General features: G+C 67.1%; 21 protein-coding genes. 3 read left to right on the forward strand and 18 right to left on the reverse strand.

Annotation, left to right across the window (positions count from 1 at the left end; genetic code table 11):
• Positions 1-23: 23 nt before the first annotated feature.
• The 13 genes from AC3A6X_RS02995 to AC3A6X_RS03055 all read right to left on the reverse strand — a co-directional run bounded on the left by AC3A6X_RS02995 (position 24) and on the right by AC3A6X_RS03055 (position 16,263).
• On the reverse strand, positions 24-4,766 hold the full coding sequence (locus AC3A6X_RS02995; protein WP_487840736.1) for a glutamate synthase-related protein: 4,743 nt from the start codon (positions 4,764-4,766) through the stop codon (positions 24-26).
• 183 nt (positions 4,767-4,949) lie between these two features.
• Positions 4,950-5,642, reverse strand: coding sequence for a transposase (locus AC3A6X_RS03000; protein WP_487840737.1), 693 nt, complete (start codon positions 5,640-5,642; stop codon positions 4,950-4,952).
• An 8-nt stretch (positions 5,643-5,650) separates the two neighbouring features.
• Positions 5,651-6,517, reverse strand: coding sequence for a class I SAM-dependent methyltransferase (locus AC3A6X_RS03005; protein ID WP_487840738.1), 867 nt, complete (start codon positions 6,515-6,517; stop codon positions 5,651-5,653).
• Entirely contained in the window at positions 6,514-7,089 is a 576-nt protein-coding gene (locus AC3A6X_RS03010) for a DUF1415 domain-containing protein (protein WP_487840739.1), read from the reverse strand. Before AC3A6X_RS03010 ends, AC3A6X_RS03005 begins: the two co-directional genes overlap by 4 nt.
• Positions 7,086-8,351, reverse strand: coding sequence for an MFS transporter (locus AC3A6X_RS03015; protein ID WP_487840740.1), 1,266 nt, complete (start codon positions 8,349-8,351; stop codon positions 7,086-7,088). The genes AC3A6X_RS03010 and AC3A6X_RS03015 overlap by 4 nt, the downstream gene beginning before the upstream one ends.
• Entirely contained in the window at positions 8,348-9,478 is a 1,131-nt protein-coding gene (locus AC3A6X_RS03020) for a deoxyguanosinetriphosphate triphosphohydrolase (RefSeq protein WP_487840741.1), read from the reverse strand. Before AC3A6X_RS03020 ends, AC3A6X_RS03015 begins: the two co-directional genes overlap by 4 nt.
• 16 nt (positions 9,479-9,494) lie before the next feature.
• On the reverse strand, positions 9,495-10,595 hold the full coding sequence (gene aroB, locus AC3A6X_RS03025) for a 3-dehydroquinate synthase (RefSeq protein WP_487840742.1): 1,101 nt from the start codon (positions 10,593-10,595) through the stop codon (positions 9,495-9,497).
• 37 nt (positions 10,596-10,632) lie between these two features.
• On the reverse strand, positions 10,633-11,178 hold the full coding sequence (locus AC3A6X_RS03030; RefSeq protein WP_487840743.1) for a shikimate kinase: 546 nt from the start codon (positions 11,176-11,178) through the stop codon (positions 10,633-10,635).
• Positions 11,179-11,203: 25 nt separating this feature from the next.
• Positions 11,204-13,348 (reverse strand): type IV pilus secretin PilQ, encoded by a 2,145-nt coding sequence (locus tag AC3A6X_RS03035; protein ID WP_487840744.1) that lies wholly within the window; start codon positions 13,346-13,348, stop codon positions 11,204-11,206.
• Positions 13,345-13,887 (reverse strand): pilus assembly protein PilP, encoded by a 543-nt coding sequence (locus tag AC3A6X_RS03040; protein WP_487840745.1) that lies wholly within the window; start codon positions 13,885-13,887, stop codon positions 13,345-13,347. The genes AC3A6X_RS03035 and AC3A6X_RS03040 overlap by 4 nt, the downstream gene beginning before the upstream one ends.
• A complete protein-coding gene (locus AC3A6X_RS03045; protein ID WP_487840746.1) occupies positions 13,884-14,558 on the reverse strand; it encodes a type IV pilus inner membrane component PilO in 675 nt (224 codons plus the stop codon). The genes AC3A6X_RS03040 and AC3A6X_RS03045 overlap by 4 nt, the downstream gene beginning before the upstream one ends.
• Before the next feature lie 8 nt (positions 14,559-14,566).
• Complete coding sequence (locus AC3A6X_RS03050; RefSeq protein ID WP_487840747.1) at positions 14,567-15,187, reverse strand: PilN domain-containing protein; 621 nt, start codon at positions 15,185-15,187, stop codon at positions 14,567-14,569.
• Entirely contained in the window at positions 15,184-16,263 is a 1,080-nt protein-coding gene (locus tag AC3A6X_RS03055; RefSeq protein WP_106555043.1) for a pilus assembly protein PilM, read from the reverse strand. The genes AC3A6X_RS03050 and AC3A6X_RS03055 overlap by 4 nt, the downstream gene beginning before the upstream one ends.
• A gap of 242 nt (positions 16,264-16,505) precedes the next feature.
• On the opposite strand from AC3A6X_RS03055, the gene AC3A6X_RS03060 reads away from it, so the two are divergent.
• Complete coding sequence (locus AC3A6X_RS03060) at positions 16,506-18,917, forward strand: penicillin-binding protein 1A (RefSeq protein ID WP_487840748.1); 2,412 nt, start codon at positions 16,506-16,508, stop codon at positions 18,915-18,917.
• A 9-nt stretch (positions 18,918-18,926) separates the two neighbouring features.
• Here AC3A6X_RS03060 and cyaY read toward each other — a convergent pair whose 3' ends face one another.
• Complete coding sequence (cyaY, locus tag AC3A6X_RS03065; protein ID WP_487840749.1) at positions 18,927-19,259, reverse strand: iron donor protein CyaY; 333 nt, start codon at positions 19,257-19,259, stop codon at positions 18,927-18,929.
• Between the two features lie 12 nt (positions 19,260-19,271).
• On the opposite strand from cyaY, the gene lptM reads away from it, so the two are divergent.
• Entirely contained in the window at positions 19,272-19,523 is a 252-nt protein-coding gene (gene lptM, locus AC3A6X_RS03070; protein ID WP_487840750.1) for an LPS translocon maturation chaperone LptM, read from the forward strand.
• Entirely contained in the window at positions 19,520-20,803 is a 1,284-nt protein-coding gene (gene lysA, locus AC3A6X_RS03075; protein ID WP_487840751.1) for a diaminopimelate decarboxylase, read from the forward strand. The genes lptM and lysA overlap by 4 nt, the downstream gene beginning before the upstream one ends.
• 6 nt (positions 20,804-20,809) lie before the next feature.
• On the opposite strand, the gene AC3A6X_RS03080 is transcribed toward lysA, so the two are convergent.
• The 4 genes from AC3A6X_RS03080 to AC3A6X_RS03095 all read right to left on the reverse strand — a co-directional run bounded on the left by AC3A6X_RS03080 (position 20,810) and on the right by AC3A6X_RS03095 (position 26,024).
• Positions 20,810-21,454 carry a protein-methionine-sulfoxide reductase heme-binding subunit MsrQ gene (locus tag AC3A6X_RS03080; RefSeq protein WP_487840752.1) on the reverse strand — a complete coding sequence of 215 codons (645 nt, stop codon included), beginning with the start codon at positions 21,452-21,454 and terminating at the stop codon, positions 20,810-20,812.
• Between the two features lie 7 nt (positions 21,455-21,461).
• Entirely contained in the window at positions 21,462-22,460 is a 999-nt protein-coding gene (gene msrP / locus AC3A6X_RS03085; protein WP_487840753.1) for a protein-methionine-sulfoxide reductase catalytic subunit MsrP, read from the reverse strand.
• Positions 22,461-22,575: 115 nt separating this feature from the next.
• Positions 22,576-23,892 (reverse strand): c-type cytochrome biogenesis protein CcsB, encoded by a 1,317-nt coding sequence (gene ccsB, locus AC3A6X_RS03090; protein ID WP_487840754.1) that lies wholly within the window; start codon positions 23,890-23,892, stop codon positions 22,576-22,578.
• Positions 23,889-26,024 carry a cytochrome c biogenesis protein ResB gene (locus tag AC3A6X_RS03095; RefSeq protein WP_487840755.1) on the reverse strand — a complete coding sequence of 712 codons (2,136 nt, stop codon included), beginning with the start codon at positions 26,022-26,024 and terminating at the stop codon, positions 23,889-23,891. The genes ccsB and AC3A6X_RS03095 overlap by 4 nt, the downstream gene beginning before the upstream one ends.
• Between the last annotated feature and the right edge of the window lie 3 nt (positions 26,025-26,027).

Consider the following 26,027-nt stretch of genomic DNA (forward strand, 5'->3'; position numbering starts at 1 on the left):
TCTTTTCTTCGTTCAAGCGGCGCTCAGGCGGCCACCGCCGGCTTCGTCATGGCGTGCGGCTCGAGGCCCACATGCGCGTTGTTGCCGCTGCTGGTGAGCTCGACCTTGCGGTCGTGGATCTCGGCCAGCGCGCGCTTGTACTCGTTCGGGAAGACCTTGACGAAGCGCGTGCGCGCCACCGCCCAGGTGTCGAGCAGCTCGCGCGCGCGCTTGCTGCCGGTCCAGCGGTGGTGGTCCTCCAGCAGCTTCTTGAGCCTGGCCTCGTCGGTCTCGCCCTCGTGCCAGATCTTGCGATGCACGCTGGCAGTCTGCTCGGCCGAGGTCAGCACCTTGTCGAGCGAAACCATCGCCAGGTTGCAGCGCGAGGCGAACTGGCCGTCCTCGTCGTAGACGAAGGCGACGCCGCCGCTCATGCCGGCCGCGAAGTTGCGCCCGGTCTTGCCGAGTACCACCACCGTGCCGCCGGTCATGTACTCGCAGCCATGGTCGCCCGTGCCTTCGACCACGGCGGTGGCGCCCGACAGGCGCACGGCGAAGCGCTCGCCCGCGACGCCGCTCAAGAAGGCCTCGCCGGTGGTCGCGCCGTAGAGCGCGGTGTTGCCGACGATGGTGTTGCGCGTGGCCTCGCCGCGGAAGTCCAGGCTGGGGCGCACCACCACTCGCCCGCCCGAGAGGCCCTTGCCGGTGTAGTCGTTGGCGTCGCCGATCAGGTAGAGCGTGATGCCGCGCGCCAGGAAGGCACCGAAGGATTGGCCGCCCGTGCCCTCGAGCTGGATGCGGATCGAATCGTCGGGCAGACCCTGCGGATGCACCTTGGTCAGCGCGCCCGAGAGCATGGCGCCCACCGAGCGGTTGACGTTGCGCGCCACCTCGATGAACTGCACCTTCTCGCCCTTCTCGATGGCGGGGCGCGACTTCTCGATGAGCTTGTTGTCCAGGCTCTTCGCGAGGCCGTGGTCCTGTGCCTCGACGTGGAAGCGCGGCACCTCGGCCGGCACGTTCGGCTGCGCGAACAGGCGGCTGAAGTCCAGGCCGCGGGCCTTCCAGTGCTCGATGCCCTTGCGGGTGTCGAGCAGGTCGGCGCGTCCGATCAGATCATCGAACTTGCGGATGCCCAGCTGCGCCATGATCTGGCGCACTTCCTCGGCGACGAAGAAGAAGTAGTTCACCACGTGCTCGGGCCTGCCCGAGAACTTCTTGCGCAGCACCGGGTCCTGCGTGGCGACGCCGACCGGGCAGGTGTTGAGATGGCACTTGCGCATCATGATGCAGCCCTCGACCACCAGCGGCGCGGTCGCGAAGCCGAACTCGTCGGCGCCCAGCAGCGCGCCGATCGCGACGTCGCGGCCGGTCTTCATCTGGCCGTCGGCCTGCACGCGGATGCGGCCGCGCAGGCGGTTGAGCACCAGGGTCTGCTGGGTCTCGGCCAGACCGATCTCCCAGGGGCTGCCCGCATGCTTGATCGAGGACCACGGCGAGGCGCCGGTGCCGCCGTCATGGCCGGCAATCACGACGTGGTCGCTCTTGCACTTGGCCACGCCCGCCGCGATGGTGCCCACGCCGACCTCGCTCACCAGCTTGACGCTGACGCTGGCATGCGGCGCGACGTTCTTCAGGTCGTGGATCAGCTGCGCCAGGTCTTCGATGGAGTAGATGTCGTGGTGCGGCGGGGGCGAGATCAGGCCCACGCCGGGCACCGAGTAGCGCAGTTGGCCGATGTAGTTGGAGACCTTGCCGCCGGGCAGCTGGCCGCCTTCGCCGGGCTTGGCGCCCTGCGCCATCTTGATCTGCAGCTGGTCCGCCGACGAGAGGTATTCGGCCGTGACGCCGAAGCGGCCGGAGGCGACCTGCTTGATCTTCGAGCGCAGGGAGTCGCCGTCTTCCAGCGGCAGGTCGACCTCGACGTTGGCCTCGCCGATCACGCTCTTGAGCGTGTCGCCCACCTTGATGGGGATGCCCTTGAGCTCGTTGCGGTAGCGCGCCGGGTCCTCGCCGCCCTCGCCGGTGTTGCTCTTGCCGCCGATGCGGTTCATCGCCACCGCCAGCGTCGAGTGCGCCTCGGTGCTGATCGATCCCAGCGACATGGCGCCGGTGGCGAAGCGCTTGACGATCTCGCTCGCGGGCTCGACCTCGTCCACAGGAATCGCCTTGGCCGGGTCGATGCGGAACTCGAACAGGCCGCGCAGCGTGAGGTGGCGCCGGTTCTGGTCGTTGATGAGCTGCGCGTATTCCTTGTAGGTGTTGAAGTTGTTGGCGCGCGTGCTGTGCTGCAGCTTGGCGATGGCGTCCGGCGTCCACATGTGCTCCTCGCCGCGGGTGCGCCAGGCGTATTCGCCGCCGGCGTCCAGCATGTGGGCGAGCACCGGGTCGTCGCCGAAGGCCGCCTTGTGCATGCGGATGGCTTCCTGCGCGATCTCGAACACGCCGATGCCTTCGACCCGGCTGGCGGTGCCGGTGAAGTACTTGGCCACCGTGTCGCTGTTGAGGCCGATGGCCTCGAAGAGCTGGGCGCCGCAGTAGCTCATATAGGTGCTGACACCCATCTTCGACATGATCTTGGACAGACCCTTGCCGATCGCCTTGACGTAGTTGTAGATCGCCTTCTCGGCGCTCAGGTCACCGGAAAGGTCCTCGTGCATGGCGGCCAGCGTTTCCAGCGCGAGGTACGGATGGACCGCCTCGGCGCCATAGCCGGCCAGCACGCCGAAGTGATGCACCTCGCGCGCCGAACCGGTCTCGACCACCAGGCCGGCGGTGGTGCGCAGGCCCTCGCGCACCAGGTACTGGTGGATGGCCGAGAGCGCGAGCAGCGCGGGGATGGCGATCTGCGTGGCGCTGACCGCGCGGTCGCTCACGATCAGGATGTTGTGGCCGCCCTTGATGGCATCGACCGCCTCGGCGCACAGCGAGGCGAGCTTGGCTTCCACGCCCTCCTCGCCCCAGGCGAGCGGGTAGGTGATGTCCAGCGTGTAGCTCTTGAACTTGCCCTGCGTGTAGGTGCCGATGTCGCGCAGCTTCGCCATGTCGGCGAAGTCGAGGATGGGCTGGCTCACTTCCAGCCGCATCGGCGGGTTGACCTGGTTGATGTCCAGCAGGTTCGGCTTCGGGCCGATGAAGGACACCAGCGACATCACGATCGCCTCGCGGATCGGGTCGATGGGCGGGTTCGTGACCTGCGCGAACAGCTGCTTGAAGTAGTTGTAGAGCGGCTTGTTCTTGTTGGACAGCACGGCCAGCGGGCTGTCGTTGCCCATGGAGCCGATGCCCTCCTCGCCGGCGGCGGCCATCGGGCTCATCAGGAACTTGATGTCTTCCTGCGTGTAGCCGAAGGCCTGCTGGCGGTCGAGCAGCGCGACCTGGCTCAGCGGCGGCTGCACGGCCTCGGCCTCGACGCTGTCGAGCTTGATGCGCAGGTTCTCGATCCACTGCTTGTAGGGCTTGCTGTTGGCGAGGGTGGCCTTGACCTCCTCGTCGTCGATCATGCGCCCCTGCTCCAGGTCGATGAGGAACATCTTGCCCGGCTGCAGGCGCCACTTGCGAACGATCTTCTGCTCGGGGACCGGCAGCACGCCGGACTCGGAGGCCATGATGACCAGGTCGTCGTCGGTCACGCAGTAGCGCGAGGGGCGCAGGCCGTTGCGGTCCAGCGTGGCGCCGATCTGGCGGCCGTCGGTGAAGACGATCGAGGCCGGGCCGTCCCAGGGCTCCAGCATGGCCGCGTGGTATTCGTAGAAGGCGCGGCGGCGCGGGTCCATGGTCGCGTGCTGCTCCCAGGGCTCGGGGATCATCATCATCACGGCCTGGCTGATCGGGTAGCCGGCCATGGTGAGCAGTTCGAGGCAGTTGTCGAAGGTGGCGGTGTCGGACTGGTCGGCGAAGCTGATGGGGTAGAGCTTCTGCAGGTCGGTGCCCAGCACCGGCGAGGACATCACGCCCTCGCGCGCCTTCATCCAGTTGTAGTTGCCCTTGACGGTGTTGATCTCGCCGTTGTGGGCGACGTAGCGGTACGGGTGGGCCAGCGGCCACTCGGGGAAGGTGTTGGTCGAGAAGCGCTGGTGCACCAGACCCAGGGCCGAGATGCAGCGCTTGTCCTGCAGGTCGAGGTAGTAGGTGCCGACCTGGTCGGCCAGCAGCAGGCCCTTGTAGACCACGGTGCGGCTCGACATGCTGGGGACGTAGTACTCCTTGCTGTGCTTGAGCTTCAGGCGCTGGATGGCGGCACTGGCGGTCTTGCGGATCACGTAGAGCTTGCGCTCCAGGGCGTCCTGCACGATGACGTCGTTGCCGCGGCCGATGAAGATCTGGCGCAGCAGCGGCTCCTTCTTGCGCACGGCCGGGGACATCGGCATCTCGCGGTTGACCGGCACGTCGCGCCAGCCCAGCAGCACCTGGCCTTCGGCCTTGACGGCGCGCTCCAGTTCCTGCTCGCAGGCTTCGCGCGATGCGTGCTCCTTGGGCAGGAAGACCATGCCGACGCCGTATTCGCCGGGCGGCGGGAGCGTGACGCCCTGTTTGGCCATCTCGTCGCGGTAGAGGACGTCGGGCAGCTGGATCAGGATGCCGGCGCCATCGCCCATCAGCTTGTCAGCGCCCACTGCGCCGCGATGGTCGAGATTCTCGAGAATCTTCAAGCCCTGCAGGACGATCGAATGGCTCTTCTCGCCCTTGATGTGGGCCACGAAGCCGACGCCGCACGAATCGTGCTCGTCGGCGGCGGAATAAAGACCGTGTTGTTGGAGATGCTCGATCTCGGCAGCCGTCGTCATGGGCGCGCTCCTTCAGTTTTTCGCAGGGAGGGGAAGGATATTGCGTTGCACAAACAATGCCAAGTGTTTTATTTAGGGTCAGATTCCCATTAAATCTTGAGTCTTTGGCTCGGATAAAAAATAGGGACATATTGGAAGGAACGGAAGGCAACCCTTGGGTCTCGCATCCGAGGCTCAGCGGTGTCAGCCTCGGGCAGAGGGAGGACGCCCGGGCCGCGCCTTCAGGACCCGTCGCGACGTGTTCTTCTGCAGCGCCTCGAGGAAGTCCCGATCGCCCGCCGCCCATCCGTGCAGCGTGGCCTCGGTGAGCAGGGTCTGGTCGGCGCCCGCCACGCCGCCACGCACCATCTCGGCGTAGGCGGCCTCGCGGGCGAAGGGCGTGTTGCCCAGCGACCAGTAGAGCGGGTGCGGCGTCAGCAGCTTGTCGTGCCGCAGCCCGGCGTAGTGCGCATGGCTGGACCAGGGATAGTCGCGGGCCTCGGCGACCATGCCGGCGCGCACCGGGTTGAGGTCGATGTAGGCCATGCAGGTCAGCAGGTAGCGCTCGGTCTGGATCAGCGTGGACTTGTAGCGCCCCTCCCACAGGGTGCCGGTGCGCCCGTGCCGGTCGTTGAAGTAGCGCACGTAGCGCCGGCCCACGGCCTGCATCCACAGCGGGAGACCGTCCGCACTCGCCGGCGTGGCCAGCAGGTGGTAGTGGTTGTCCATCAGCACGTAGGCATGCAGCGCGATGCCGAAGCGCGCCGCGTTCTCGCCGAGCAGCGCCAGCAGCATCTCGCGGTCGGCGTTGTCGACGAAGATGGCCTGGCGGTTGTTGCCCCGCTGGATCACGTGGTGCGGCTGCTCGGCCAGCGTGAGACGTGGAAGGCGGGCCATGGTGAGGATCAGCCCGGACGGAAGCGCGTCTCCAGCAGCGACTCCAACCCGAACTGGGCCAGCAGTTCCTGGAGCCGGGCCGCGGCGCTGGCTTTGCGCTGGCCGGTACGGCGCGCAATGATCAGCTCGTTCTTCAGACTGTGCTCCCAACCCACCAGCTCCGTGACCGTGACCTGGTAGCCGTTGGCCTCCAGATAGAGGCAGCGCAAGACGTTGGTGAGCTGGCTGCCGATCTCGCGCGTGTGCAGAGGATGGCGCCAGAGCTCGGCCAGGGGCGTGCGCGAGAGCGACAGCGCCTTGGTCTGGCGCAGGCAGGCCGCGACCTCGGCCTGGCAACAGGGCACCAGCACCATGAAGCGCGCCTGCTTCGCGAGGCCGAAGGCGATGGCGTCGTCGGTGGCGGTGTCGCAGGCATGCAAGGCGGTCACTACGTCGATCTGCGCCGGCAGCTCGGCCGCGTCGGCGGATTCGGCCGCGCTGATGTTGAGAAAGGCCATGCGGTCGAAGCCCAGCCGCTTCGCCAGCGCGCGCGACTTGTCGACCAGGTCGGCCCGCGTTTCGATGCCGTACACCCGCCCCCCGCCGCGTGGGCCGAAGAACAGGTCGTAGAGGATGAAGCCGAGATAGGACTTCCCTGCCCCGTGGTCGGCCAGGCTGGCGTGCGCGCCCTCCTCCGGCAGCTCGAGCAGCAGCTTCTCGATGAACTGGAACAGGTGGTAGACCTGCTTGAGCTTGCGGCGCGAGTCCTGGTTGAGCCGCCCTTCGCGCGTGAGGATGTGCAGCTCCTTCAGCAGCTCGATCGACTGGCCCGGACGCAGGACCTCCTGCAGTTCGGCTTCGGCCTTCGAGGCCTTGGCGACGGCCTTGCCGTTCATCGCGGCGCTCCGCCCGGCCCGACGTCCAGGGCCGACCAGCCCTCGGTGCCGAGCTGCTGCAGGATCTGCATGTTGCGACCGAAGATGGCGTGCGCATCGGGAAAGGCCTCGACGGCGCGGCTCACGCTGTCCTCGCGCAACAGATGCAGCGTTGGGTAGGGGGCGCGATTGGTCGCATTCGTGATGTCTTCGGGCTCGGCTCCGGCGAACTGGAAACGCGGATGGAAGCTGGCCAGCTGGAACTGACCCTCGAAGCCCGCGCGCGCCAGACGGCGCTCGGCGCGGGCGGTGAAATCGTTGAAGTCCAGGAAGTCGGCCAAGGTGTTGGGGGCGATCAGGAGGGTGGTGTCGCGCTCGGAAGCCCCGCAGGCCGCCAGCGCGCGCGCCTCGTCGAGCAAGGCGTCGATCAAGCCGCCCTCCTCGTCCTGCAGGTACAGCGCATAGTGGATCTGGCCTCGTGCATGCACGGCCTTGGCGAAGGGACAGAGGTTGAGGCCGATCACGGCACGCTCGAGCCAGCGCTGCGTGTCCGCCCGTGCCTGCTCGGCAGTGATGAGAGGATGGTCGTTCATGTCGCAGTCCCTGTGCGGGATCTCGCGGGCGCCACGCGCGCCGCCAGTGCCAGGCCCGCCATGGAGCAGGCGAGGGTCACGACCCAGGTCCATTGCCAGCCCCCGGCCCGATGGGCGATCCAGGCGACCACCGGCGGGGCGATGAACTGGCCGAGCGAGGAGGCCTGCTGCATCATCCCCACGGTCGTCGAGACCGTCGAGGGACTTGGCGCAAGCCGGATGGAAAGCATGAAGAGCGTCGCCGGAATCATTCCGCCGGCCAGCGAGAACAGGCACACGGCGAGGTAGCGCAGCGCGGGCGGCAGGCTCGCGGCGCTCCCGGCCGGGCCGATCTGCGCAAAGGCCGCGACGCTGCCCAGCGCCATCGCGACGAAGCCCCAGCGCAGCAGGCGCTCGGGCGCGACGCCGTGCTGCAGGAAGCGGCCGCCGCTGACGTTGCCGACGATGTTCATCGCGGCGGCGAGCGCGGTCAACGCCGCGCTCCAGGCGGCCGGCACGCCGGCGTCGGCATAGATCGCGGGCAGAAAACCGATCACGGCCATCCATTGCGAGGAGTAGACGGCGAAGGCCGATGCCAGCGTCCAGGGGCCGCCGGAGCGGGCCGTGTCGAACAGGCGCGCCGACCAGCGCGAAGACGAAGGGGCTCCCGGCGCAACGGGCGGCCGCCTGTCCGCCGGCACAACGAGCAGCACCCACAGCGCCGCGGCAGCCGAGACCAGGGACAACACCCACCACCAGCCCGGCCAACCGCCCCAGGCGATCAAGGCCGGGCCGAGCAGGAGCGCCAGCGCCACGCCCAGGGGCATGTAGGCGCCCCAGAGGCCGAGCGCCTTCTTCTCTGCGCTCGGCGGCGCGAGCGAACGGATCAGCCCGGGCCCGGGCATCACCGCCAGCAGGAAGCCCAGGCCTTCGAGCGCGCGCAGGACGAACAGCCAGCGAACGGCGCCCGGGCCGGCATCGGCCGTGCTCCCGACCAGGCCGCCGAGCACGCTCGCAACGGTCACCACGGCAAGGCCCGCCAGCATGCTGCGCCGCAAGCCGATGGCGTCGGCCATCAGGCCGAACACGATGCCCAGGCACATGCCCGCGACCTGCACCAGCGACAGCAGGAAGCCTGCTTCGACCAGGTCGATGCCCAGCGTCGCCTGCAGCGCCGGCACTGCCGGCGGCAGCTTGCCCAGGTGCAGGGCCGCGGCCACGCCGGCCAGCACCACGGCCAGCGCGGCGCCTGGGATGCGTGCACGCGAAGACATGGCGCTCATTCGCTCCACGGCCGTCCCGTGATGCGTTCGTGCTCGCGGATCGCGAAGCGGTCCGTCATGCCGGCGATGTAGTCGGCCACCGCGCGGTGGCGATCGTCGCGTTGCGCGTAGGACGCCGGCATCTGCTGCGCATCGTCGATGTAGGCCGCGAACAGCTCGCGCACCACCTCCTTCGCCCGGCTCGTGGTCTGCATGACGCGCGGATGCCGGTAGAGGTTGCGGAAGAGAAACTGCTTCAGCTCGGTGGACTGGGCGCGCATGGTCTCGCTGAAGAGCACCAGCGGCACGGCACGGCGCACCGCATCCACATCGGCGGGCGCTGTCGCCTCGAGCGCGCTGTGCGTGGCGTCGATCACGTCGTAAACCTGAGCGCTCAGCATGCGGCGGATGGCTTCGTAGAGCACGCGCCGGCCCTGCAGCTGCGGATGCTCGTCGAGCGTCTCGCGCAGGTAGCGGCTGAACAGCGCGACCTCGCCCAGCCGTTCGAGGCCGATGAGCCCCGAGCGCACGCCATCGTCGATGTCATGCGCGTTGTAGGCGATCTCGTCGGCGAGGTTGCACAGCTGTGCCTCGAGGCTCGGCTGGGTGCGATCGCGGAAACGCCGCGCTACCCCGCCCGGCTCGGCTGCCTCCAGGCGCTCGGCATTGGCGCGCGAGCAATGCTTGAGGATGCCCTCGCGCGTCTCGAAGCTCAGGTTGAGCCCGTCGTACTGCGGATAGCGATGCTCGAGCGCATCCACCACCCGCAGGCTCTGCAGGTTGTGCTCGAAGCCGCCGTGTTCCGCCATGCAGGCATCCAGCGCGTCCTGCCCCGCATGGCCGAAGGGCGTGTGGCCCAGGTCGTGGGCCAGCGCGATGGCTTCCACCAAGTCCTCGTTGAGGCGCAACGAGCGCGCAATGGAGCGGCCGAGCTGGGCCACTTCGAGGGAATGCGTGAGGCGGGTGCGGAACAGATCGCCCTCGTGGTTGAGGAAAACCTGGGTCTTGTAGACGAGCCGCCGGAAAGCCGTGGAATGAACGATGCGGTCGCGATCGCGCTGGAAGACGTCGCGCGTGGGAGCCGGCGCCTCGACATGGCGCCGGCCGCGGGACTGCGCCGGATGGCTGGCGTAGCGTGCCAGGCTCATCGCCCTGCTGCCGGATTCAGTCCGCACAGCACTGCGCCAGCACCTCGCGCACGATGGCGTCGGGGGCGCTGCGCATGACGGCCGAGCCGGGCTTGTCGATCACCACGAATCGGATCTCGCCGGCTTCCGATTTCTTGTCGATGCGCATCAGCTCGAGGTAGCGCTCGGCGCCGAGCGCGGGGGCGGTCACCGGCAGGCCCGCACGCTCGACCAGCGTCGACAGCCGCTGGACGAAGGCCGCATCGACGCCGCCGAGGCGTTGCGACAGATGGGCGGCCAGGACCATGCCGCATCCGACCGCTTCGCCGTGCAGCCAGCGGCCGTAGCCCATGCCGGCCTCGATGGCGTGGCCGAAGGTGTGGCCGAAGTTCAGGATCGCCCGCAAGCCGGTCTCGCGCTCGTCCTGCCCCACGACCGCGGCCTTGATCTCGCAGCTGCGCCGGACCGCATGGGCCAGCGCCCCCGGGTCCCGGGCGACCAGCGCTTCGACGTTCGCCTCGATCCAGTCGAAAAATGCCATGTCGTAGATCGGGCCGTACTTGATGATCTCGGCCAGGCCCGCGCTGAGCTCGCGCGGCGGCAGCGTGGTCAGCGTGGAGAGGTCGCACAGCACGAGGCGCGGCTGGTAGAAGGCGCCGATCATGTTCTTGCCGAGCGGATGATTGATCGCCGTCTTGCCGCCCACGGACGAATCGACCTGCGCGAGCAGCGTGGTGGGCACCTGGACGAAGGGCACGCCGCGCATGTAGCTGGCGGCGGCGAATCCGGTCATGTCGCCCACCACCCCGCCACCGAGGGCGAAGAGCACCGTCTTGCGGTCACAGCCATGACTCAGCAAGGCGTCGAAGATCAGGTTCAGCGTTGGCCAGTCCTTGTGCGTCTCGCCGTCCGGCAGTTCCAGCAGATGCACGGCCCGGAAGCGGCCGGCCAGCGTCCGGTGCAGGGCCTCTCCATAGAGCGGCGCCACGGTGGTGTTGGTGACGATCAGGGCCGTGGCGGCTGCGGGCACGGCATCGAAATGAGTTGGGTCGCCGAGCAGCTCGCTGCCGATCAGGATCGGATAGCTGCGCTCGCCGAGGTGGATCTCGACGCATTCGGGGGAGGCGGACACTCGCATGGCTCCGAGTTTAGGCGCACGGCGCCCAGGCCCCGGCTCAGCCCGGCGGATCGCTGTGGGAGCCGGGGGGTATGAGGCCGGCCAGCTCCAGCTGCATCACGATGATGTTCACCAGCATCGCGACCGAAGGGCGGCCGGTCTCGACCACGTCGTGGGCGGCCTCGCGGTAAAGCGGATCGCGGGCGGTGTAGAGCTCGTGCAGACGGCCCAGCGGATCGGCCACCTGCAGCAGCGGCCGCTTGACATCGTGGCGAAGGCGCCTGAACAGGTCCTCGGGCGAGGAATGCAGGTAGATCACGTGGAAGTTCGTACGCAGCTGGACCCGGTTGGCCTCGCGCAGCACGGAACCGCCGCCGGTCGACACGATGCCCTGGGCCGACGCCGCGAGCTCGGTGATCACGGTCTGCTCGAGGTCGCGGAAGCTCTGCTCTCCCTCGCGCTCGAAGTAGTCGCGGATGGAACAGCCGATGCGCCGCTCGATCAGGTCATCGCTGTCGATGAAGGGAAGCTGGAGCCGCTGCGCCAGGCGCCGGCCCACTGCGGACTTTCCGGCGCCGGGCAGACCGACGAGTGCGACCGCCACGCGGTGCTGCGAACGCCCGCGCGTTTCAGCGCGCGGCGTTACGGTCGGTAATCATCTTTGGGGTGATAAAGACGAGCATTTCGGTCTTGTTGGCAACGCGATTGCGTGTGCGGAACAGCGCCCCGACATAGGGCACTTCACCCAGCACCGGCACGCGCGATTCGTCGCTGGTTTCGGTGAGCTCGAAGATACCACCGATAACCACGGTTCCGCCGTTCTCGACCAGCACTTCGGTCTGCACGTGCTTGGTGTTGATCGCGAAGCCGGCGGTCGTCGCCTGGCCGACCGTGTCCTTGTTGACGTCCAGCGTCAGGATGATATTGCCCTCGGGCGTGATCTGCGGCGTGACTTCGAGCTTGAGGTTGGCCTTGCGGAAGGCGATCGAGGTGGCACCGCTGGAGGTGGCGACCTGGTAGGGCAGTTCCGTGCCCTGCTCGATCAGCGCCTTGGTCTGGTCTGCCGTCACCACGCGGGGGCTGGACACCACCTTGCCCTTGCCGTCGGCTTCGAGGGCCGAGATTTCCAGGTTCAGCATGCGCGAGAAGCTGGAGTTGAAGAGCGAGATGGCGAAGGTTCCCGGCGCGTTGCCGTTGCCGGCCACGCCGGTCGAGGGCAGGTTCACGAAATTCGAGTTCGTGAAGGTCGTGAGCGCGCTGGCCGGGGTGGTCGCGGTGGCCGCCGTCACGACGGGGATCGCGCCGATGTTGCCGAACACCGGGCGGCCGTTGTTGGAGCCCACCGAGCCGCCGGCGACGCCGCCGCCCAAACGCACGCCCAGGTTTTTGCCGAAGGTGTCCGAGGCCTCGACGATACGCGCCTCGATCAGCACCTGGCGCACCGGCACGTCGAGTTTCTGGATCAGCTCGGCGACCTGTTGGAGGCGGGAGGGGATGTCCGACACGAAGAGCTGGTTGGTGCGCGATTCGGCGATCACGCTGCCGCGCGAGCTCAGGATGCGGGTGGTGGTGCCCGAGCCGCCGCCGCTGGCCTGGCCGGTGCCCGTGAGGCCCTGCGCGATCGTGACCGCTTTGGTGTAGTTCAGCTGGAAGGACTGGGTGCGCACCGGCTCCAGGTTCTGGATCGCGGCTTGCGCCTCGAACTCGAGCTTTTCCTTGGCGTTGATCTCGTCCTTGGGCGCGATCCACAGCACGCTGCCGTTCTTGCGCATGCCCAGGTTCTTGGCCTGCATGATGATGTCCAGGGCCTGGTCCCAAGGCACGTCCTTCAGGCGAAGGGTCAACGCGCCGGTGACCGAATCCGAGGTCACGATGTTGAAGTTGGTGAAATCGGCGATCACCTGCAGCAGGGAGCGGATCTCGATGTTCTGGAAGTTCAGCGACAGCTTCTCGCCGGTGTAGCCCACGCCCTGGGTCAGCTTGGTCGGGTCGACCTTGCGCGGGCGCACCTCGACCACGAACTGGTTCTCGCTCTGGTAGGCGCTGTGCTCCCAGTCGCCCTTGGGCTCGATGGTCATGCGCACGCGGTCGCCGGCCTGCTGGGTCGTCACGGTCTGCACGGGGGTGCCGAAGTCCGAGACGTCGAGGCGGCGGCGCAGGCCTTCGGGCAAGGTCGACTTGGTGAATTCCACCACCAGATTGCGGCCTTGTTGCCGGATGTCGACACCCACCTGGTTGTTGGCCAGGTCGACCACTACACGGCCGGTGTTGTCCGAGCCCAGGCGGAAATCGACGTCGCGCAGCGGCAGGGTGTCGCGGTTGCGGTTCTCGGCGAAGGCCTGCGGCGTCGAGGCGACGAGCGCGGCACCGGGGACGGGCTCCAGCGAAACCAGGAGCGACTTGCCCTGGATCTCGGCCTTGTACGCCGTGGCCTGCTTGAGGTTCAGCACCAGGCGCGTACGCTCACCGGCCTGCACCACATTGATGGAGCGCAGGTTGCCTTGGTTGACGTCGATCGCCGAGCGGCCGATGGCATTCGTCACGCCCGGGAAGTCGAGCGCGATGCGCGCCGGCGTCTGGATGGCGAAGCCCGTGGGCGCCGCGACCAGCGGTTGAGTCAGGTCGATCCGGATGACTTCGGCACCCGATTGCATCGAGGTAGTGACCGACTCGATTGCGTTCTGCGCATGTGCCGCCGCGACCGCGCCGAGCGCGAGCAGGCTGACGCTGACCACGCGCAGCCACTGCGCGAACCTTGAATTCTTGGGTTTCATTTCGACCTCTCTTGCAACTGCAGCGTCGCCACGCGTTCGATCCATTCACCGGCGGCGTCCTGCACGATTTCACGCAAGGCGAGTTCGGTTTCGCTGATACGGGTGATGCGCCCGTAGTTGAGTCCCAGATAGCTCCCCACCCGAACCTGGTAGAGAAGCTTGTCGACGGTGACCAGGGCCACCGGCTGTCCATTGCGGTTCATGCTGCCCACCATCGCCATCGAATCGAGCGGGAAAGCCTCCAGCGCCTCCTTGCGGCGTGCCAACTCCGGCGCGATGAGGCCCGAAGTGCTCGGCTGGGCCGAATCACGGCGCAGGGCCTGCGTGAGCTTCTGCATGTTGAAGGGCTCGAACGCACTGCCTTCGGTGTAGGCCTGGGGCGTGAACTTCTTGGGTTCCGTGATGGGCGGCACGGTGGGGCGCACCTGCGCCCGCTGCTCGGCCATCCACTGCTGGAGTTCATCCTGTTCAGAGCCGATGCAGCCGCTCAGGCCGACGGCCGCTGCACCGATGCACAGCACAAAGGCAAGCCTGCTCATTTCTTTTGTGCTCCCGCCGCGGCGCGCTTCTGCGCCGCCTGCTCTTCCTCGTCCAGATAGCGGAAGGTCCGCGCGGTGGCGTCCATCGTCAGGACGCCGTCTTTACCGGGCGTGACGGCCAGATTGTTCAAGGTCACGATGCGCGAGAGATTGGCGACGTCTGCGGCGAAGGCACCCATGTCGTGGTAGCGCCCGGTGACGCGCACGGCGATCGGCAGCTCCGCGTAGTAGTCCTTCACGATGATCTGGCCCGGGCGGAACAGCTCGAACTGCAGACTGCGGCCGAGGCCGGCCTGGTTGATATCGGAGAGCAAGGCATCCATCTCGGCCTTGCTCGGCAGTTGCTTTTCGAGCAACGTCACGTACTGCTGCACCTGCTCGCGCTGCTTCTTGAGCAACTCGAGATTGGCGGCCTGCCCCACCTTCTTCTGGTAGTCGGCCCTGAGCGCGACTTCCTTGGCCCGCTCGGCCTCGAGCTCGTCGTTCGAATTGGTGAGCCAGACGAACCACAGGGCCACCAGGACCAGAGCAGTGACCACCACGCACAGCGCGTAGCGCGGCACCGGCGGCCAGACCGAGGGATCGTTCGGATTCAGCCCCCGAAACTGGTCGCCGAAGCGCTGCAGGGCGGCGCCGATGTCGATGTTGGAGGATGCGCGTTGGGTTGCCATGATGACGCTCAGCCTTTGCCTGCGGCCGATGTCGCCGCGCCTGCGCCGGTCGCAGCCTTCTGCGCATCCGTAGGCCGCTTGAGCCCGATGCGCATCGTGAAGTTCGCCACGCGACGCTGGTCGCGCGCGCTCAGGCTGACATTGCCGGAAGTAATTTCGATCAGCTCCGGCTTGACCAGCCAAGGGCTGTTGTTGCCCAGGTTGCGCAGCAGTTCCGAGACCCGCTCGTTGGACTGCGCCTGGCCGAGAAGCGTGACGGTCTGGTTTTCCTGCTTCATGCTCGTCAGGTAGACGCCATCGGGCAGCTGCCGCACGAGCTCGTTGAGCAGGTGCACGGGCATGTTGCGGTCTCCCTGCAGGTCCTCGACGGCCTGCTGGCGGGCGCGCAGGGCGGCGATTTCGGCCTGCAACGTAGAAATTTCCTTGATCTCGGCCTCGAGTTTCTTGATCTCAGCCTGGAGGAAGCTGTTCTTGCCCTGCTGGCTGGAGATCTGGGCCTGGTACCAAAGAAAGGCGCCGCCCGCGATCAGGAAGCCCGCCACGGCCGAGGCACCGAGGGTGGCATAGAAGGTTTCGCGCCGGCGCTTGCGTGCAGCTTCCCGGTGCGGGAGCAGGTTGATCAGGATCACTGCAGGAACCTCCGCATGGCAAGCCCGCACGAGGTCAGGTATGAGGGCGCCTCGCGCCGGACCTTCTTCTCGCGGATGCCGCTGCCGATCTCCATGCCGTCGAAGGGATTGACCAGCGAGCAGGCGAAGGAGGTCTGACGCGTCACGGCACTGGTAAGGCCGGGCAGCGCGGCCGAGCCGCCCGCCAGCAGCACGTAGTCGACGCGGTTGTGCGGCGTACTGGTGAAGAAGAACTGGAGCGCGCGCGCGATTTCCTGCGCGATGCTCGCCACGAAGGGCTTGAGCACGCCCGAGCCGTAGTCGTCGGGCAGGTCGCCGCTGCGCTTCTTGGTCTCCGCCTCCTCGGCGGAAAAGCCGTACTGCCGCACGATCAGCTGCGTGAGCTGGGCGCCACCGAAGGCCTGGTCACGGTCGTAGAGCACTTCCTGGTTGCGCAGCACCTGCATGCTGGTGGTGAAGGCGCCCACTTCAAACAGGGCCACCACCGCGTCGCGGCCCTGGCCGGGCAGCTGCTCGATCAGCCGCGCCGTCGCCAGTCGCGAGGCATAGGATTCGACATCCAGAATCACGGCCTTCAGGCCAGCCGCTTCGGCCAAGCCCTGGCGGTCCTGGACCTTTTCCTTGCGCGAGGCGGCGATCAGGACCTCGACATCGCCCGCCGCGCTGGCGCTCTGGCCGATGACGCAGAAGTCCAGGCTGACCTCGTCGAGCGAGAAGGGGATGTATTGATTGGCCTCGGACTCGACCTGGATCTCGAGCTCCTGCTCGCTCATGCCCCCAGGCAGGACAATCTTCTTCGTGATGACAGCCGAGGGTGGCAGGGCCAGGGCGGCGTTCTTGGTCCGGCTGCCGCTTTTGCGCACGGCACGGCGAACTGCCTCGGCCACTTCATCGAATTTCTCGACGTTGCCATCGGTGATCCAGCCGCGCTCCAGTGGCTCGATCGCGCAACGTTCCAGAATCAACTTGCCGCTGGCGTCGCGGCCGAGCTCGACCAGCTTGACACTGGAGGAGCTGACGTCCAACCCGAGCAACGGCGCGGGTTGACGGCTAAACAGCGATCCCAAGGCAGCCAAGTTATATCCCGTTGTGTTTGTAACGATTGGAAATATTTGCGTGTGGTTGCATGCTATCAGGACGTGTAGCGCCAACCAAGCGCCTTGGCCCCAACTGTCGCATCAAGCGTTGTCAAAAGGGAACGTAACAGCGCCGATTCACAACTTACGTCACAAATGCGAGTACTTGGGTTTTATCTGGCTTCAATGAGCCGCCGGAGGGGCTCGCTTTTTATAATTGCGGCTGACTTCACCCTCGCTTCATGCCCGAAAAAACTCGCCCCAACGGGCCCGCCAAGACTCCCTCGCTTCCTCAGCGCCCTGCCTGGCTGACCTGGCTTCTGCGCTTCGTGATGTGGGGACTGGGCATCGCCGCGGCTGGTGTGGTGTCCATGATCTGCGTGGTCGCCGTGGCCCTGGCCGTGGCCTATCCCAATCTGCCGGACATCTCCGAGCTGGCGGACTACCGGCCCAAGCTGCCGCTGCGGGTGTTCTCCTCCGAAGGCATCCTGATCGGCGAGTTCGGCGAGGAGCGCCGCAACCTGACGCCCATCGCGACCATTCCCAAAGTGATGAAGGACGCCGTGCTGGCCGCCGAGGACACCCGCTTCTACGATCACGGCGGGGTCGACTACAAGGGCTTGCTGCGCGCCGGGATCGCGAACATGAACCGGGTGAAAAGCCAGGGCGCCTCCACCATCACCATGCAGGTGGCGCGCAACGTCTATCTGAGTTCCGAGAAGACGCTGACCCGCAAGATCTACGAGGTCCTGCTCACTTTCAAGCTCGAGCACCTGCTGAGCAAGGACCAGATTTTCGAGATCTACCTCAACCAGATCTATCTGGGCAATCGCGCCTATGGCTTCGCGGCCGCCTCGGAAGCCTATTTCGGCAAGCCCCTCAAGGACATCAGCATCGCCCAGGCCGCGATGCTCGCCGGCCTGCCGAAAGCGCCGGGCGCGAACAATCCGGTCAATAATCCGACGCGTGCGCGCGGGCGCCAGCTCTATGTGATCGACCGCATGCAGGAAGCAGGCTTCATCACCGCCGAACAGGCGGCCGAGGCCAAGAAGGAAGAGCTGCACCTGCGCGACGGCGCCGACCCCACCCGCCTGCATGCCGAATACGTGGCGGAGACCGTGCGCCAGCTGATGTACGCGCAGTACGGCGACAGCACCTACACCCGCGGCCTCAAGGTCTACACCACGCTGGTGGCTGCCGACCAGGCGGCAGCCTACAAGGCGCTGCGCAAGGGCATCATGGATTACGAGCGCCGCCAGATCTATCGCGGCCCCGAAAAGTTCGTCGACCTGCCCAACGATCCCAAGGAAGTGGACGAAGCCGTCGATGACGCCCTGGCCGAGCATCCCGACAACGGCGACGTGATGTCGGCCGTAGTGCTCAAGGCCAATGCCAAGGAAATCAATGCGGTGCGTGCCAACGGCGACACCGTGCAGATCGTCGGCGAGGGGCTGCGTCCGGCGCAGTCGGGCCTGTCGGACAAGGCACCACCCAATATCAAGATCCGCCGCGGCGCGGTGATCCGCGTCGTCAAGACGCCGAAGAACACCTGGGAGATCACCCAGCTGCCCGAGGTCGAGGGCGCCTTCATTGCACTCGATCCACGCGATGGCGCCGTCAAGGCCATGATCGGCGGCTTCGACTTCGACAAGAACAAGTTCAACCACGTGACGCAGGCCTGGCGCCAGCCGGGCTCGAGCTTCAAGCCCTTCATCTACTCGGCGGCACTGGAGAAGGGCTTCACGCCCGCGACGGTGGTCAACGACGCGCCGCTGTTCTTCGACGCCGGCACCACCGGCGGCCAGCCCTGGGAACCCAAGAACTACGACGGTAACTTCGAGGGCCCGATGTCCCTGCGCCGCGCGCTCGCCAAGTCCAAGAACATGGTGTCGATCCGCGTGCTGCAGTCGATCGGCACGCGCTACGCGCAGGACTGGATCGGCAATTTCGGCTTCGAGCGCGAGAAGCATCCGGCCTACCTGCCGATGGCGCTGGGCGCCGGCGCGGTCACGCCGATGCAGATGGCAACCGCGTACTCGGTGTTCGCGAACGGCGGCTACCGCGTCAATCCCTACCTCGTGACGCGCATCACCGACCACAAGGACAAGGTGCTCGTGGAAACGCAGCCGCCGCTGCTCAACGAGACCATGCGCGCCATCCCGCAGCGCAACGCTTTCATCATGGACAGCCTGTTGCAGGAAGTGGCCCGCAGCGGCACCGCCGCCAAGGCGCAGGCCACGCTGAAGCGCCCCGACCTCTACGGCAAGACGGGCACGACCAACGACTCGCTGGATGCCTGGTTCGCCGGCTTCCAGCCGACGATGGCGGCGGTGGCCTGGATGGGCTACGACACGCCGCGCAAGCTTGGCGACCGCGAGACCGGCGGCGGCCTGAGCCTGCCGATCTGGATCAGCTACATGGAGACCGCCATCAAGGGCGTGCCGGTGACGGAGCTGACTGCCACGGCCCCGTCCGGCGTGGTCAACGTCGGCGGCGAGTGGTACTACGACGACTATGCGCCGGGCCGCGGCGTCGCGAACCTCGGCGTCGAGGCCGGGCCGACACCGCCGGTCGAGGCGATTTCTGGCGCGCCCATCGGTGCGCCGCCGCCGCCGGAAGAGCGCAATCGCATCCTCGAGCTCTTCCGCAACTGATCGCCTTCTTCAGCCGGCCGAGAACTGCAGCGGCAGGCCGGCCTGCGCGCTCGCCTCGCGCGACAGCTGGCCAAAGAACTCCTCGCTCGTCTTCGTGTCGACCCACGCGCGGCCGTCGTGCCGGTAGTGGTAGCCACCGGAGCGCGCGGCCAGCCAGATCTCCTGCAAGGGCTTCTGCAGGTTGATGATCAACTGGCTGCCGTTGCGGAAGGTGATGGTGATCATGCCCCCCACGCGCTGGTTGTCGATATCGGCATCGGTCGCATCGTTGATGCGGTCGCAGCCGCGTTCAATGGCGGCCAGCACGGCCTCGGCGCAGTCCATGTATTCGGGATCGGTCATTACAATTTCGTCATGCTGAATGTTCGTCAAATTCTAGTGAGCGCGATTGGCCTCGCGCTCGTCGGGGTCGCGCTGGTGGGATGCGGCCAGAAGGGTGCGCTCTACCTGCCCACAGATCCGGCCGCGAAGAATCGCGCCACGCTCCCGGGGCTGCTCATGCCCGGCTCGGGCAGTGCCGATGATGCTACGAGTTCCGGGGCAGCGGCCGCGCCCGCCCCTGCCGCCGCCAGCAGTGCGCCCGCGACCCGCGAAGGAACAAAGTGACGAGCCCCGAACGCCTCCCCGGGCATCCCCACATCGCCTATCGGAGCGGCTCGCTGCAGGTCGAGGGCGTGGCGCTGCGAGACCTGGTCCGCGAGCACGGCACGCCGCTTTTCGTCTACTCGAAGCAATGGATGCTCGACGCGCTGGCCGCGTACCAGCGCGGCTTCGAAGGGCGCGACGCGCTGGTCTGCTATGCCATCAAGGCCAACTCCTCGCTGGGCGTGCTGCGCGTCTTTGCCGCGGCGGGCTGCGGCTTCGACATCGTCTCCGGCGGCGAGCTTTCGCGCGTGCTCGCGGCCGGCGCCGATCCGGCCAAGGTGATCTTCTCCGGTGTGGGCAAGACGAAGCAGGAGATGCGGCAGGCCCTGGCGGCCGGCATCGGCTGCTTCAACGTCGAGAGCGAAGCCGAGATCGACGTCCTCAACGCGGTCGCGCTCGAAACGGGGCACCGTGCCGCGATCAGCGTGCGCATCAATCCCAACGTCGACCCGAAAACGCACCCCTACATCTCCACCGGCCTGAAGGGCAACAAGTTCGGCATCGCGCATGACCGCGCGCTCGCCATCTACCGTCATGCCGCGTCGCTGAAGGGCCTGCAGGTGGTCGGCATCGACTGCCACATCGGCTCGCAGATCACCGAGGCCGCGCCCTACCTCGAGGCGCTGGAGCGGGTGCTCGACCTGGTCGAGGCCATCGAGAAGGCCGGCATCGCGCTGCATCACCTGGACTTCGGCGGTGGCCTGGGCATCGACTACAACGGCGACACGCCGCCCGCGGCCGATGCGCTGTGGCAGCAGTTGCTCGCACGCCTCGACGCACGCGGCTTCGGCAAGCGCCGGCTGATCGTCGAACCCGGGCGTTCGCTGGTGGGCAATGCCGGCGTGTGCGTGACCGAAGTGCTTTACACCAAGCCGGGCGAGGCCAAGAACTTCTGCATCGTCGATGCAGCAATGAACGATCTGCCGCGGCCCGCGATGTACCAGGCCTTCCACCGGATCGTCCCGGTCGCCCCGCGCCAGGGCGAGGCCGTGAGCTACGACGTCGTCGGCCCGGTCTGCGAGAGCGGCGACTGGCTCGGCCGCGACCGCGCGCTCGACGTGCAGGCCGGCGACCTGCTGGCGGTGCTGTCGGCCGGTGCCTATTCGATGGCGATGGCCAGCAACTACAACACCCGCGGCCGCGCGGCCGAACTGCTGGTCAGCGGCAACGGCGCCACGCTGATCCGCCGCCGCGAGAGCATCGAGGACCAACTGCGCAGCGAGCAGTTCGACGGCGGCTGAGCGCCCTCACTTGCTCAGCTGCACGCGCCCGGCCGGTACGGGCCGCGGCGCTCTCTTGTTCCGCGCGAAGTTCCAGACGCGCCACCCCAGCAGCGCCGCGATGATGGCGGCATAGACGAAGACTTCGGCGAAGTTGTTCTTCCCGGCCCGCATCCAGAAGAAATGCAGCAGGCCCAGGCCGGCGATCACATAGACCAGCTTGTGCAGCGTCTGCCAGCGCTTCGCGCCCAGCGCCTTGATCGCGCGGTTGAACGAAGTGGCCGCGAGCGGCGTGAGCAGCACGAAGGCCGTGAAGCCCACCAGGATGAAGGGCCGCTTGGCGATGTCCTTGGCGATCTCCGGGATGTCGAAGCCCATGTCGAACAGGCTGTAGCTCAGCAGGTGGATCACCACGTAGAAATACGCGAACAAGCCCAGCATGCGGCGAAAGCGCGCCAATGCGTTGGTCTTCGTCATCACGCGCAGCGGGGTGACCGCCAGCACGATGCAGATGAAGCGCAGGGTCCAGTCGCCGGTCGAGCGGATCAGGTACTCGGCGGGATTGGCGCCCAGTGCGTCGGTGAACGCGCCCCAGGCCAGCCAGGCAAAAGGTAGCAGGCACAGGACGAACACCAGCGGCTTGGCGGCCGGGTGAAGCAGCAGCTTGTTCATGATGGGCTCAATAGAACTTCTTCAAGTCCATGCCGGCGTAGAGCTGGCCGACCTGCGCCTCGTAGCCGTTGAACATCAGCGTCTTGTGGCGCTTGGCGAACAGCCCGCTGCCGTCGCCGATGCGGCGCTCGGTGGCCTGGCTCCAGCGCGGATGGTCGACGTTGGGATTGACGTTGGAGTAGAAGCCGTACTCCTGCGCAGCCGCCTTGTTCCAGGCCGTGCCGGGCTCCTTCTCGACGAAGCGGATCTTGACGATCGACTTGGCGCTCTTGAATCCGTACTTCCATGGCACCACGATGCGCACCGGGGCGCCGTTCTGGTTGGGCAGCACCTCGCCGTACATGCCGAAGGTGAGCAGCGTCAGCGGATGCATCGCCTCGTCCATGCGCAGCCCTTCGGCGTAGGGCCAGTCGAGGACGCGCGAGCCGACGAAGGGCATGGTCTTGGGGTCGGCCAGCGTGACGAACTCGACGTACTTGGCATTGCCCTGCGGCTCGACCCGCTTGATGAGCTCGGCCAGCGAGTAGCCGACCCACGGGATCACCATCGACCAGCCCTCGACGCAGCGCAGGCGGTAGATGCGTTCCTCCTGCGCGCTGAGCTTGATCAGGTCCTCGATCGCGTACTTGCCCGGCTTCTTGACCAGCCCCTCGACTTCGACGGTCCAGGGCCGGGTCTTCAGCGTACCGGCGTTCTTGACCGGATCGCCCTTGTCGGTGCCGAACTCGTAGAAGTTGTTGTAGCTGGTGGCATCCTTGTATTCGGTGAGCTTCTCCATGGTCTGGGCACCGGCCACCGCCGATTTCTCGCCTTTCAACGCGGCCAGCTTGCCCGGCGCGGCGGCCTGGGCCAGTACCTCACGCCCGGCCCAGGAGGCCATGGCCGCGCCGGCGACGCCGGTGGCCAGCAGCTTGAGCATGTCGCGCCGCCCTTCGTAGGCCGCGCGCGGCGTGATCTCGCTCGGATGCGGATGGATGAAGCCCTGGTCCTTGGATCGAATCAACATGGATCGCCTTTCGCGTGTTTTGTCGTACTGGGATCTATTCGTTCCCAATGCTGATTCGGTTACGCACCGGGCGTTCCATCGGTTTCACCCGGCCGCCCGCCCGGCGGCCGGCGCGCTACAAGGTCCCGTAGCTGTGCAGGCCGCTCAGGAACATGTTGACACCCAGGAAAGCGAAGGTGGTCACCGCCAGCCCCCCCAGCGCCCACCAGGCCGCCACGGTGCCGCGCAGGCCCTTGACCAGGCGCATGTGCAGCCAGGCCGCGTAGTTGAGCCAGACGATCAGCGCCCAGGTTTCCTTCGGGTCCCAGCTCCAGTAGCCGCCCCAGGCATCGGCCGCCCACAGCGCGCCCAGCACAGTGGCGATGGTGAAGAAGGCGAAGCCCACGGTGATGGACTTGTACATCACGTCGTCCAGCACCTCGTTGGCCGGCAGCCGTGCCGCGATGCGCTTGCGGCCCAGCAGGATGCCGGCGGCGATCAGCGCCGAGATGGCCGCGTAGACGAACCAGTAGCTGCCGCCCGCCTCCTGCACCCGCTGGCGGAAGGCCACCGGCACGAAGCACAGCGCCACGCCCAAGAGCCACATCGGCGTGAGCTTGTACCAGCGCGTCTCCTGCGCCTGCTCCTTGATGAGATAGGCGAAGGCGACCATCGCCGCCAGCGCGAAGGTGCCGTAGCCGATGAAGTTGGCCGGCACGTGCAGCTTCATCCACCAGCTTTGCAGGGCCGGCACCAGCGGCTGGATCTCGTGGGCCTCGCGCACCAGCGTGTACCAGAGCAGGAAGCCGACCGCGGCGCTCACCACCAGCATCACGAAGGCGCCCAGCGCGCGCGTGCCGTAGCGCGATTCGAAGTACAGGTAGAAGGCCGCCGTGAGCCAGCAGAACAGCACGAAGACCTCGTAGAGGTTGCTGACCGGGATGTGGCCGATGTCCGGGCCCAGCTGGTGGCTTTCGTACCAGCGCACCATGGAGCCGATCAGCGCCATCGTGACCGCCGCCCAGGCCAGGCGCGAGCCGATCAGGTCCATGGCGTCGGCCTGCCGTCCACCGAAGAGGCCGATCCAGTAGAACAGCGTGCTCATGAAGAAGAGCACGCTCATCCAGAGGATGGCCGACTGGCTGGACAGGAAGTACTTGAGCCAGAACACGGTGTCGGCGCGCGCCAGGTCGCCCTGGTAGGAGACGATGCCCAGCAGCGCCGCCGCGGCCACCACGATGGCCAGCACGCGCAGCGGCCGCCAGAACCAGCCCAGCCAGATGGCGAAGGGCATGGCCGCCAGCAGGATGACTTTCTCGTAGATGTCCATCGCGCCCGCATAGCGCGAGAAGGCGAAGAGGCCACCGGCCACGACCAGCGCGGCGAACACCCAGTCGAAGGCGTTGCGGCGCGAGAACCAGCTCTCGTTGAGCGTGAGGGTGGTGGTGTTCATGATCCACTGTCCTTGGTGAGGGCGAGCAGCCTGTCTTTCAGGCGCTCGAATTCGCGGTCGCTGTCGATGGTCTTGCGGTTGACCGAGTAGGCCATCGTGGCCGCCGTGCCGCCGGCGCCCGCGTCCTTCGCGAGCCACACCCAGAGCCTGCGCTCGCGGACGTACAGCATGGCAAAAATGCCCACGATCAGCAACAGGCAGCCCAGGTAGACGATGTTCTTGCCCGGGGCGCGGGCAACCTGGAACACGCTGGCTTGGACCTGCTTGAAGTCGGTCATCATCATCGCCACCGGCGCGGGGTAGAAGTAGGCGTCGCTGACGGCCAGCACCGCCTGCGTCAGGAAGGCCTGCGCCTTCTCGTCGGCCGGCAGCGCCGCCAGGCCGGCCTGCTCGCGGCTGAGGTTCAGCACCTCGAACAGCACGTCGTTGAGGATGCGCACCAGCACGGCGCCCGCCCGCTCCCGGTCGGCCTCGGGCACGTTGGCCTCCATGAACTCGGCGATCGCCTGCCAGCCGCCGCTGCTCACCGCGTCGGCCTTGGCGCGCTCGGCGCCCGCGAACAGCGCGAGCGCACGCCCGGCCGAGATGCGCAGTTGCCCAGCCAGCTCGGGCCGCTTGGGATCGATGCTGCGCGCGATGTAGCGCTCGATTGCGCGCGTGCGGGTATCGGCGTCGGCCAGGGCCGCGCGCATGCGCACGAAGCCGTCCATCGAGCCCTGCTCGTCGGCCGGCACGCGCAGGTAGCGGAAGGGTTCCTCCGGCCGCTCGCGCATGCCGAGCAAGAACACCGGCTGCCCGTCGCCTGTATCGACCGGCACCATGTAGTTCTGGTACTCGCGGGCCTGGCCCGCGGCGTCGCGCAGCTTGTAGCCGATGCTCGGGCCGATATTGCGCAGCACCTTGGGCTTGTTGGTCTTGTTGGCCGCGCCCAGGCGCGACTCGATGTCGTTGCGCAGGTCGACCTTGCGCACGTCGGCACCGCTCGTCATGGCGCCGGCGTCACCGAAGTTCTCGACGTTGATCACGCGCAGCGCCGTGTACTCCAGCGTCAGCCGCTCGCTGCCGTTGGTGATCTCCGAGCTGTTGCCGATGATGCCCTCGACCTCGAAGGGCTTGGCCGCTGCCGCCATCGGCACGGCCTTGAGCTTCACGCTGGAGCCGCCGTCGTCGAAGCTGGACTGGTAGATCTCGATGCCCTTGTAGCTGGCCGGATGATTTACCTCGATGCGCGCCGGCACCTGCTGGCCGGTCGCGCGGTCATGCAGCACCACCTCGCTGGCGAACAGCTTGGGCATGCCGGTCGAGTAGTAGTCGACGATGAACTTCTTCAGCTCGATGGAGAAGGGCAGGTCCTGCAGCAGCACGCCATCGGCCTGGTTCAGGATGGCGACGCTGGACTGCCCTCCTTCCGGCACGAGGATGTTGCCGCGGAAGGTGGGGTTGCCGGGCGACAGGCGATGCTGCGGCGCCACATCGGCGATCAGCCCGCCGCCGGTGTAGACGCTCTTGCCGTTGAACCAGGTCTGGGCGCGCACCACCAGGTCGCCGTCGAGCAGGCCGCCCAGGCACACCAGCACGATGGCACCGTGCGCCGCGATGTAGCCGAGCTTGTGGGCGCCGCCCGCGCGCGCAGCCACCATCCAGCCGTCGCCATCGCGGTGCTGCAGCTTGACCTTCCAGCCGCCGCCCGCGAGCAGCTGCCCGATGCGGTTGGCCGCGCCGTCCGGCGTCTCGTCGAGCCGCGTCTCGGCCCGCTGGCCGAAAGCACGCAGGCTCTGGACGCGGATGCTCTCCTTGAAGTTCTTCAGGTCCGCAAGGATGCGCGGCGTGTTGCGCGCGATGCACAGTGAGGTGCTGATCACCAGGAAGGCCAGGATCAGCAGGAACCACCAGGCGCTGTAGATCGAATCCAGCTGCGCCGCGCGGAACACCTCGGCCCAGAAGGGGCCGAACTGGTTGATGTAGTTGTTGACCGGCTCGTGCTGCTTGAGCACGGTGCCGATGATCGAGGCGATGCAGATGACCGTCAGCAGCGCGATCGCGAAGCGCATCGACGACAGCAGTTCCACGCCCGCGCGGACCGCATGCGGACCGCGACGGACGCGAAGGCCGTGGGTGGAGACTGCTGACATGGA

Source organism: Variovorax sp. Soil_C_12, from assembly GCF_057657375.1.

What these genes read in the sequence shown, in the direction of transcription:
- AC3A6X_RS03045 (WP_487840746.1), bottom strand. Translation starts at nt 14,558, where the DNA reads ATGGCAACCCAACGCGCATCCTCCAACATCGACATCGGCGCCGCCCTG.
- cyaY (WP_487840749.1), bottom strand. Translation starts at nt 19,259, where the DNA reads ATGACCGATCCCGAATACATGGACTGCGCCGAGGCCGTGCTGGCCGCC.
- msrP (WP_487840753.1), bottom strand. Translation starts at nt 22,460, where the DNA reads ATGTTGATTCGATCCAAGGACCAGGGCTTCATCCATCCGCATCCGAGC.
- AC3A6X_RS03015 (WP_487840740.1), bottom strand. Translation starts at nt 8,351, where the DNA reads ATGAGCGCCATGTCTTCGCGTGCACGCATCCCAGGCGCCGCGCTGGCC.
- AC3A6X_RS03020 (WP_487840741.1), bottom strand. Translation starts at nt 9,478, where the DNA reads ATGAGCCTGGCACGCTACGCCAGCCATCCGGCGCAGTCCCGCGGCCGG.
- AC3A6X_RS03035 (WP_487840744.1), bottom strand. Translation starts at nt 13,348, where the DNA reads ATGAAACCCAAGAATTCAAGGTTCGCGCAGTGGCTGCGCGTGGTCAGC.
- AC3A6X_RS03060 (WP_487840748.1), top strand. Translation starts at nt 16,506, where the DNA reads ATGCCCGAAAAAACTCGCCCCAACGGGCCCGCCAAGACTCCCTCGCTT.
- AC3A6X_RS02995 (WP_487840736.1), bottom strand. Translation starts at nt 4,766, where the DNA reads ATGACGACGGCTGCCGAGATCGAGCATCTCCAACAACACGGTCTTTAT.
- AC3A6X_RS03010 (WP_487840739.1), bottom strand. Translation starts at nt 7,089, where the DNA reads ATGAACGACCATCCTCTCATCACTGCCGAGCAGGCACGGGCGGACACG.
- AC3A6X_RS03080 (WP_487840752.1), bottom strand. Translation starts at nt 21,454, where the DNA reads ATGAACAAGCTGCTGCTTCACCCGGCCGCCAAGCCGCTGGTGTTCGTC.
- ccsB (WP_487840754.1), bottom strand. Translation starts at nt 23,892, where the DNA reads ATGAACACCACCACCCTCACGCTCAACGAGAGCTGGTTCTCGCGCCGC.
- AC3A6X_RS03000 (WP_487840737.1), bottom strand. Translation starts at nt 5,642, where the DNA reads ATGGCCCGCCTTCCACGTCTCACGCTGGCCGAGCAGCCGCACCACGTG.
- lptM (WP_487840750.1), top strand. Translation starts at nt 19,272, where the DNA reads ATGCTGAATGTTCGTCAAATTCTAGTGAGCGCGATTGGCCTCGCGCTC.
- AC3A6X_RS03095 (WP_487840755.1), bottom strand. Translation starts at nt 26,024, where the DNA reads ATGTCAGCAGTCTCCACCCACGGCCTTCGCGTCCGTCGCGGTCCGCAT.
- AC3A6X_RS03005 (WP_487840738.1), bottom strand. Translation starts at nt 6,517, where the DNA reads ATGAACGGCAAGGCCGTCGCCAAGGCCTCGAAGGCCGAAGCCGAACTG.
- aroB (WP_487840742.1), bottom strand. Translation starts at nt 10,595, where the DNA reads ATGCGAGTGTCCGCCTCCCCCGAATGCGTCGAGATCCACCTCGGCGAG.
- AC3A6X_RS03040 (WP_487840745.1), bottom strand. Translation starts at nt 13,887, where the DNA reads ATGAGCAGGCTTGCCTTTGTGCTGTGCATCGGTGCAGCGGCCGTCGGC.